6 protein-coding genes are annotated in these 7,444 nt (G+C 42.2%); 1 reads left to right on the forward strand and 5 read right to left on the reverse strand.

Going from position 1 to position 7,444, the window contains the following annotated elements:
- Positions 1 to 66: 66 nt before the first annotated feature.
- The 4 genes from DEF30_RS06205 to DEF30_RS06220 all read right to left on the reverse strand — a co-directional run bounded on the left by DEF30_RS06205 (position 67) and on the right by DEF30_RS06220 (position 5,305).
- Entirely contained in the window at positions 67 to 2,349 is a 2,283-nt protein-coding gene (locus DEF30_RS06205) for a hypothetical protein (RefSeq protein ID WP_294097449.1), read from the reverse strand.
- Between the two features lie 305 nt (positions 2,350 to 2,654).
- Positions 2,655 to 3,308 (reverse strand): pyrophosphatase PpaX, encoded by a 654-nt coding sequence (gene ppaX, locus DEF30_RS06210; RefSeq protein ID WP_031576665.1) that lies wholly within the window; start codon positions 3,306 to 3,308, stop codon positions 2,655 to 2,657.
- 225 nt (positions 3,309 to 3,533) lie between these two features.
- Positions 3,534 to 4,754, reverse strand: coding sequence for a hypothetical protein (locus tag DEF30_RS06215; RefSeq protein ID WP_294097450.1), 1,221 nt, complete (start codon positions 4,752 to 4,754; stop codon positions 3,534 to 3,536).
- On the reverse strand, positions 4,751 to 5,305 hold the full coding sequence (locus tag DEF30_RS06220; protein ID WP_294097451.1) for a sigma-70 family RNA polymerase sigma factor: 555 nt from the start codon (positions 5,303 to 5,305) through the stop codon (positions 4,751 to 4,753). The genes DEF30_RS06215 and DEF30_RS06220 overlap by 4 nt, the downstream gene beginning before the upstream one ends.
- A 207-nt stretch (positions 5,306 to 5,512) precedes the next feature.
- Between DEF30_RS06220 and DEF30_RS06225 the strand changes: the two genes are divergently transcribed.
- Complete coding sequence (locus tag DEF30_RS06225) at positions 5,513 to 6,457, forward strand: tetratricopeptide repeat protein (protein ID WP_294097452.1); 945 nt, start codon at positions 5,513 to 5,515, stop codon at positions 6,455 to 6,457.
- 72 nt (positions 6,458 to 6,529) lie between these two features.
- Here DEF30_RS06225 and DEF30_RS06230 read toward each other — a convergent pair whose 3' ends face one another.
- Entirely contained in the window at positions 6,530 to 7,258 is a 729-nt protein-coding gene (locus DEF30_RS06230) for an MBL fold metallo-hydrolase (RefSeq protein WP_294097453.1), read from the reverse strand.
- Positions 7,259 to 7,444: the final 186 nt, after the last annotated feature.

The following is a 7,444-nucleotide window of genomic DNA, read 5'->3' on the forward strand; positions in this document are numbered from 1 at the left end:
AGTCCACCCAATCATTTCGATTGTGGTGGACTTCTTTATTTTGATTTCTTCTGTTTAGATAGAAGATCAGGCTAATTCTTTTGTAAGAGTATACTCTGCTTCTATGTACTTATTCATCGCTTCATCCATCATATCCGCTGTGATTCTCTTTCTCTTCCCAAGAATAATCACTGCTGCTTCTTCCACCAGGTTCTCCCGGGCATAGTTCCTTACATTCTGGCTTGCATACATATCTCGAAGCACATGAGGAAGTTCAGGATTACCCATAGTCATAGAAAGCATCTCAGCAAACTCCTCTTTCTTTAGGTTCATGAGCATCACACAGTCGATGAACTCTTCTTTCAGAACCTGAAACATTTCTTTTGCATCATCCTCAATAAATTCATCCAGAACACTTTTTGCGATGAATCCACCAACAGCACCTCCAACCACCGCACCTACAACGGGCATGAACGTATTACCGATGGCTGCTCCGGCAATCGCCGCTGAGCTGGTTGTGGCATTTTTAAATAACTGCTTAGTTGAAATTCTGCCCACCATCGTACGAGCGATGTCTGGACCAAAGGTAAACGCGAACATAACTCCTGAGGATATAACCATCTTCCCATCAATTTTCTGGAGTTGAAGTTTGTTTCCCAAGGTAGATCTTGCCAGTGTAGATCCTTTTATATCCCGTGCCAGCTTCTCTGATGCGATATAGGCAGGATTCAGGATGGTGCTGTATCCCGTTCCATTCAAAATACCGTCCAGAGTATGACCCTTGAAATAATTAACAAACTCTTTCCTGGAGAGCTGCATAGAAAGCACATAGATTGCGGTTCCTCTTCCCATCACCTTGGCTGATACCTTCACACTGGAAGCAATGGAATCTTCAAGACTTGCTCCAGCCCATATATTCGTTGCAAAGTTCATGAGTGCGCTGATTCCACCAGCATAGGCACAGGTAATCACACCATTGGCTGTATCAACTACAAGCCCTTCAATCGTACCGCCTTTTGCTACTCTTTGAGATTCCAGATAGGTCAGCAATCCTTTCGCAATGATCTTTGTTGCTTTTGTTCCCTTGGGGAGATCTTTGATTTCACCATTATCGATTTTCCTCTGAAGATCATTGACCACTTTTTTGTACTGCTCTCTAGGCACTTCAATACGCATGGGTTTTCCCTCTGAGTTCCAATACCTCAAACGATCATGATCAATAATTTCTCCAAGAGTACTGGATGCAGACCTGCAGTATTTTGTTTGGATCTCGACCCCGTTGACTATACGGTCTGCACCATTTTTCACCTGACGTCCATCTACAAGTTTTTGGCCAGCATTCTGAACAGATTTTCCTCTTAGCTTATCCATGGTGTTATTTCCATACTCCGCCCCATATCCATGTCCCTGACGCCCATTCATCAGATTTTTTAGCTCTCCATACTGTCCGGCCATACTATGCATCGCTCCAACAGTACCCGCGTTTGTCAGTATATCATTACTGTAACTCTCGTTCTGATTTTTCGAAAAAGTCTCTTCTACCTCTTTCAATGCATTTTTATAGCTGATACCATCTGAAATGGTATCATCAGAAATGTTCTCTTTTAAAAGAGACAGCGTGAACCTATTATTGATCAAAAATTTGCAAAGTTCGTCTATAACTTCCAGTGGAATTGAACATTCTCCCCGCCTCAAACGGACTCCTGATAAATCATTGTAAATGAGTGTAAGTATGTCCTCATGGAGATTCGTCACGAACAGACCTTTGAATCGGATATCAAAAAGATCCACACCATATTCTCTTTTCTTACTGTCCAATAAGTACTGATTGGACAGATAAATCCCTCCAAGGGTTACAATCATGCCATATTCGCGTAGCTCCTCATCCTCCAAGCTTCTTTTTGGTGAATAATAGAGCACCTCTTCCAACTCTATGCTCTTCTCAAAATAATTCAGAAAATTATTCGCCCTACCGTAAGGTATCGTTTCTCCAAAATATATCTGCGTATTGGCATCTGTTTTAGCAATGGACTCAGGTACCCCATCAAACATTTTATAGATTTCTGAGTAGGAAAATCTTGGTGCATGCTGACTCTCCCATTCCTTAATCTGATTTTTAATCAGCCCATTGCCAAGATTGTTTTTCAAATTCTTATAAAATCTCAATAGAAATGGAGAAAATAAAAATAAAGCTACAATCCAGCTAAATCCAAAGTTCATTCCATGGGCATAGAACAAAATCAGCATGAATAGAAAGTACTTCACTCTTGCTGATGATGAGGTATTGAACTTTTTCACCCCATTCCGAATACCTTGCACGATCAGCCAGATGACACCTACAAAAAAAATAATTCCAATAATCCACCACATACTAGATCCTCCTCCGTTTATACATATATTATCCAATGAATAGATTGGATAATCAAATAATTTATCTGAGTTATTCTGACCTAATACAACCTAAACATATTCATGAATTTATTCCAATATTTAATTATACTTATGGATTATCTGGCTTTTTTCATAAACAGTTGATATTCCTCTTCATCGTATTTGATTTACTTTACTAGTTTTTCTTTTTCTTCGATAATATCTATCTTTTCATTCATTTGCGCAAAAACCCCCTCTGTTCTTAAAAAGAACTGGAGGGGGTTTTATTATCTTATTACTTTGCACTAAATGGCTTTCTGGTTCTTCTCTTCAATTATTTTCAAAAGTTCCCGCAGATCATCCACGGTATAATGAGGATATGCCCCTTTCAGCACTTCGGGTGCGATGACACTGTAAGATACTGCAACGGTGGTGGCACCTGCTGCGTTTCCACAAAGAATGTCATAGGTGGCATCTCCCACCATGATGGTATTTTTCGGATCGATGCCCCCGGCAAGCTCGCAGGCTTTCCATAAAGGATCCGGCTCAGGTTTATGCTTTTCCGTATATTCCGGTGTGACAATGACATCAAAATACTCTAAAAGTCCCAGGCAGCTGAGGCTTCTTCTTGCCATACGCTCTCTTTTGGAGGTGACAATGCCAAGCTTCAGTCCATTATCTTTCAGTGCCTTCAGTGCTTCCTCCACCCCTTCAAAAGAAGTGATCATGGCATCGTGATGCTCTGCATTATAGGCTCTGTAGTAGTCCATGATGTCTGTGATGTCCTCCTGGTATTTCAGAAGACTTGTGGTGAGAGGCTCTCCAAAGAGGCTATAAATCTCCGCATCCTCCACTTCCATCTGCATCTTATCGGTAAACATCCTTTTGAAGGACTGGTAAATGAGTTCATTGGTATTGGCCACTGTGCCATCCAAATCAAAAAACACTGCTTCTATCATCTATTTTCCACCTTTCCCATCTCATACTTTTCTTCACTTCTCACCTTTCTATCCACTAGGATGTGCTTTATTTATCGGTGAAAAGAAGAAACTGGACTCTTCCATTGTACCCAGTGAGAAAAGATTTGTCCACGAAAGCTCTTCAAAAGCGGAGCATGGTCTTAAACCTTACTCCGCTCTTAAAGATATATATGTCAAATTATAGAATCTAAAGCATCTTTCCACTCAGTTGAAGGAACCGTCATAGGTCGGGAGCCCTAAAAGGTACTCCGATCTAACAGCAGGCACGTAGTAGGCCCCATAGGTATTCATCCCTTCATATTTCAGTGCAGGCACTTCCACTAGAATTCTGTAGTAAGGCATGAAAAGTTCCTCTTCATAACCCGTGCGGTAAACAAGCTCCACCCTTCTGATATACTTTCTGCCGGGAAACACTTCCGGAACAGAGCTCACATAATTACCCTTCACTAGAAGGTCTCTGGCTTCTCTTTCAGAAATGATGGGATATTCCCCTACTTTTTGAGATAGATCCGTATGGAAAATAGCTATAGAACTCAGTTCGTCCATTTCCAACGCATTGAAATAGGTTCTACTAAAAAAGTAGTTCAAAAACTTTTCTTTTGGATCTTCAGAACCCTCATAGAAGAATACATGATAGTATCTCTTTCCATAAATATTCCTGTCTCCCCCCTCTACGGCCGTTTCAGGATAATTCATCATTAATAAATCACCATAGGTTGCAGCAAAGTACTCCGAAAGTCTAAGTTTCTCTTTGAGCGTTGGATAAACCATGCTGGAGTCTTGCTCGAAATATGGCTCCTCCTTACTTCTCAGATCATTCGGAATCATCACCGGCGTTTTGAACTGAATGGTAGCACTAAGATCCGGATTCACACTAATGGTATGTTCTTCTGATTCATAAGATACTATGGGATAATCCTCTTGGACCCATTCCACAAGAATCTCCTCTTCTTGTATCACTACCCCCACTCTCTCCCCTGCGGAGAGCAGCGTCTTTTTCATCCTCAACAGCTTCTCCTCCATGGTATAGACTTCACTCTTACTTCCCATGGCATTTTGAAACACTGGAAGGGTATCAAAGTCTCCACTTTCCCAAGGCGCATCATAGTGGATTTCCTCAATGTTCTTTCCCATGAGTCCTTCATAGCCCAAGCCTCCAGCAAATAAACGCTCATAGTCCATATGGAGGATCGGAAGGGTGGAATCAAAGGGTGGTACTTTCACTTCAGGCAAAAGGGAAGTCCTTGCTATGATGAGCGTCAGCACAGCCGCCGCTGCAAGTGAAGCTCCTTGAAACCAAATCGCCTCTCCAACAGTTTTTTTCCTCTTTTCTTTCAATACAGTAGAAACTTCATCATCAAGATCTACCAGAAACGAATCATCCAATTGTCCCAGAAGATCCATCAGTCTGTCTTCTTTTCTCATAAGAAAACCTCCTCCCTCTCAAGCGTTTCTTTCAGCTGAGATCTTAGGCGCCAGAGCTTCGTAGCCGCACCGCTTTCTTTGATCCCCATTTTTACTGAAAGACTTTTAACGCTTTCCCCATAAAAGTACCGCCTTACAAAGAGCGTTCGCAGATTTTCATCAAGACTTCCAAGAAACGTATGGATCGCTTGTAGAATTTCCTGGTCTTCGGCTTTAAAATCATCTTTACTGTCTGGAATAGTCTCCAGAAGCTCACGATGAAGCGCATCCATCTCTACATTTCTTTTTAGTGTCCTGCTTTTCCGGTACCGGTCGAGGGCCAGATTTCTCATGATCTTACTCACATAGGCCTTTAGAAACTCCGGTCTTTCCAGCGGAATACTGTTCCAGGTTTTAAGATAGGTGTCGTTTTCACATTCTTCCGTCTCTCTCGGATCTTTTAGAATGTTCATTCCAATCCACCGAAGATGCACAGCGTATTTAGCGGCCAGCTCTTCAATTGCTTTTTCTGATCTTCTGAAAAAAAGATCCATAATCCTTTTATCTTCCAAACTCTCCCCCCCCTATTCTCTATATTTTGTCTGTTCACTTCTATAGACGTTCTTCTTTTCACTATAGCACAGGTATCTTGAAAGAAATTAAGCTTTCTATAACCCTATTGTGTAATAATCTTCTATAAAGCTTCCCTGTTCAAATATAGTCCGATTCATGTTATGATTTTATAGAAAAGAAAGTAAATTGAAGTTGAGGAAATGACGATGAAAACAAGAAATCTCCCCATTTTAGATCTCCTGGCCATTGCAGGAATTTTTATCCTGATCTACAGCGGATACTCCACGCCGGCAAATCTGCTCATAGGCGCGTATCTTCTCTTTACGGTGTACAGAAACTTCCCGACCCTTCAGGCCACCAAAGGAAGTAGAGCCTATAACGCCGGAAACACCGATATGGCAATGACCTATTTTAAGAAAGCCGTGAAGCATCCCTTTGCCAAGCCCTATATCAAGTCCAGCTTTGGTTACATCCTTCTTCGGGAAGGAAACCTCACAGAAGCAGAGAAGTACCTGGTAGAAGCGGAGAACTCCAAGATGAAGGACCCCAGGTTCCGCTACAACAACATTCTCAACATGGCCATTCTCGAGTGGAAAAAAGGAAATCTCCCCAAGGCCATTGACATTGTAGAAGAGATCAAAGAGGAGTATAAAAACTCCATCATGTATGAGATCCTCGGTTACCTCTACATCGCGTCAGGGGACTACGAAAAAGCCCTGTCCTTCAATAAAGAAGCCTATGAGTACAATAAGGACGACTATGTCATCACAGACAACCTCGCCCAGTCCTACTTCTTCCTGGGAGACCTGGAGAAGGCGGAAGCCCTCTATGAGAAGGCCATCGACTACATCAAGTTCCCAGAAGCCCATTACTACTATGGGCAGATTCTCCAGAAAAAAGGAGACTATCTGGGTGCCCATGATGCCTTGAAGCGTGCCCTGAGACTGAAAATGTCCTTCCTGTCCATCATCACCAAGGAAGACATCGAAGAGAAGTTTGACGCTTTACAAAAAGAAATGACCGAAAAAAACCTCACGCTGGAATCTCTGGAAGAAGAGAAAAAGAAGCAGGAAGAGGAAGCCAAGCTTCTTGAAGAAAAAGCCAAAGAGGAGTCAGACGAGAAAGAAACCTCAGAATATAAAGTGGATTAGAAAACACCCTGGCAAAGAGAAAATCTTTCTTTTTGCCAGGGTATTCTTATGCTCTTTTAGAGAATACTCCCATCAGGTTTCATAGCTCCGAAGAATCTTTGAAACCTCCGTATCCTCATGGATCTCTTTTGCTTCCGAAAGAAGAAGATCCACTTCTTTTTCCGGAAGATGGGTGAGAAGAAGTTTCTTCACACCTGCTTTTTCCGCAATCTCCCCCGCTTCTTTTCCATGGAGATGGTGCTTCATCCGGTAGGGCTCCTTGCTTACATAGGTAGCTTCACATAGAAATAGATTCGCATTCTCTGCAGCTTTCAGGATCCCCTCACACAGGCCTGTATCCGCAGAATAGGTGAAGACTTTCCCGTCTTTCTCAAATCGTAGGGCATAGGTTTCCACAAGATGTGCCACAGGGACAAAGGAAACCTTCAAACCAAAAATCTCCAGTATCTTCTCACTCTTCACATAATTGAACTCAAAAATATGATTTTTCTCCAGCTTCTCCAGAAGCCAAGGTTCCATCCTTGGGGTATAAAGGGGGATGGGCCTTATCTCCTGCCCCATATACTTTAGAGCTTCTCTTTCATACCGGAAAAGAAAGAGGTCTGAAATATGGTCAAAGTGGTGATGGGTAAGAAAAATGGCGTCCATCTCCCCTAAGGAAAGGATTTTCTTCAAGTTGAACAGACTTCCATTTCCTGCATCAAGGAGTATTTTCTTTCCACAAGATTCCAGAAGATACGAAGAGCAAGCTCCTCCCGGCGTGACTGTGGTAGAACTGTTTCCAAGGACTGTTACTTTCATAGTTGCCTCCCATTTTTTTCGTTATTCTAATACATTCTTATTTTTACAGGAATTGCGCCAGAAAGCCCATACCGAGCTTGCCCGGCTTCAGCCGTGGGATGAATGGCGCTTGCGTGGTAAAACATATTGTAGCTTGAATCTCATACTGATACAATGTGTTTATGAGCCAAACATATAGAAGAGCTC

It is taken from the genome of Proteiniclasticum sp. (assembly GCF_003514505.1).
In the GTDB taxonomy this organism is placed as follows: Bacteria; Bacillota; Clostridia; order Clostridiales; family Clostridiaceae; genus Proteiniclasticum.

What these genes read in the sequence shown, in the direction of transcription:
- DEF30_RS06215 (WP_294097450.1), bottom strand. Translation starts at nt 4,754, where the DNA reads ATGAGAAAAGAAGACAGACTGATGGATCTTCTGGGACAATTGGATGAT.
- DEF30_RS06230 (WP_294097453.1), bottom strand. Translation starts at nt 7,258, where the DNA reads ATGAAAGTAACAGTCCTTGGAAACAGTTCTACCACAGTCACGCCGGGA.
- DEF30_RS06205 (WP_294097449.1), bottom strand. Translation starts at nt 2,349, where the DNA reads ATGTGGTGGATTATTGGAATTATTTTTTTTGTAGGTGTCATCTGGCTG.
- DEF30_RS06225 (WP_294097452.1), top strand. Translation starts at nt 5,513, where the DNA reads ATGAAAACAAGAAATCTCCCCATTTTAGATCTCCTGGCCATTGCAGGA.
- ppaX (WP_031576665.1), bottom strand. Translation starts at nt 3,308, where the DNA reads ATGATAGAAGCAGTGTTTTTTGATTTGGATGGCACAGTGGCCAATACC.